Source organism: Dermacoccus sp. 147Ba, from assembly GCF_004151355.1.
Classification (GTDB): Bacteria; Actinomycetota; Actinomycetes; order Actinomycetales; family Dermatophilaceae; genus Dermacoccus; species Dermacoccus abyssi.
This window is the reverse complement of sequence record NZ_SEHL01000025.1, coordinates 1-1296: the sequence shown is the minus strand read 5'-3', so window position 1 is coordinate 1296 and position 1296 is coordinate 1. Positions and strand designations below refer to the sequence as shown.

The 1296-nt window shown below is 68.3% G+C and carries 1 protein-coding gene; it reads left to right on the top strand.

Going from position 1 to position 1296, the window contains the following annotated elements; all coding sequences use genetic code 11:
* Positions 1-61: 61 nt before the first annotated feature.
* Positions 62-1296, top strand: a 1235-nt coding sequence (locus EVU97_RS14870; protein ID WP_129666962.1) for an IS256 family transposase, incomplete at its 3' end; no start/stop codon positions are given.

The window sequence follows — 1296 nt, the reverse complement described above, 5'->3', positions numbered from 1 at the left end:
GCGGCCACCGCGTGATCCTTCGAGCGAACCTCTCACAGCACTCTCGAACGGAGTCATCACGATGACCGCACCACACATTGTCGACCCTGCCGGCCTTCTGGGTGAAGCCCTGTCCGAAGCCAGCCCGGACATGATGCGCAGCCTGCTGCAGACCATGATCAACGCGTTGCTTTCCGCGGATGCCGATGCCGTGGTCGGAGCCGAGTACGGACGCCCCAGCGCGACGCGCACGACGCAGCGCAACGGCTACCGCCACCGCGACCTCGATACCCGCGTCGGGACCGTGGACGTCGCGATCCCGAAGCTGCGCAGCGGGACCTACTTCCCCGAGTGGCTCCTTGAACGCCGCAAGCGTGCCGAGTCCGCCCTGATCACGGTGGTCGCGGACTGCTACCTCGCTGGCGTGTCCACTCGCCGCATGGACAAACTCGTGCGTCAGCTGGGGATCGACTCGTTGTCGAAGTCCCAGGTGTCTCGGATGGCGAGTGACCTGGACCAGATCGTCGAGGACTTCCGCCACCGCCCGCTGGCTGAGGTTGGGCCGTTCACGTTCGTGTCCGCGGACGCGCTGACGATGAAGGTCCGTGAGGGTGGACGGGTGATCAACGCCGTCGCGCTGATCGCTGTGGGCGTCAACGGCGACGGGCACCGCGAGGTCTTGGGGCTGCGCGTGGCCACCAGCGAGACAGGGTCGGCGTGGAACGAGTTCTTCGCCGACCTGACCGCACGCGGGCTGACCGGGGTGCGGCTGGTCACCAGTGACGCTCACGCAGGCCTGGTCGAGGCCATCGCGGCCAACCTGCCCGGCGCGGCCTGGCAGCGCTGCCGCACGCACTACGCCGCCAACCTCATGAGCGTGACGCCCAAGAGCATGTGGCCGGCGGTCAAGGCGATGCTGCACTCGGTGTACGACCAGCCCGACTCCGGCGCGGTCCAGGCGCAGTTCGACCGTCTCCTGGACTACGTGCAGGAGAAGCTGCCCGCCGTCCACGAGCACCTCGACGCCGCCCGCGCCGACATCCTCGCCTTCACTGCCTTCCCCAAGGACGTGTGGACCCAGATCTGGTCGAACAATCCCGCGGAGCGCCTCAACCGCGAGATCCGTCGCCGGACCGACTCCGTAGGGATCTTCCCCAACCGCGCCGCGATCGTGCGCCTGGTCGGTGCCGTGCTGGCCGAGCAAACCGACGAGTGGGCCGAAGGACGGCGCTACCTCGGGCTCGAGGTCCTGGCCCGCTGCCGCCTCAACATCGTGCCCACCACCGAACCCGAGATCGGAGCCGACAACCTGCCCGC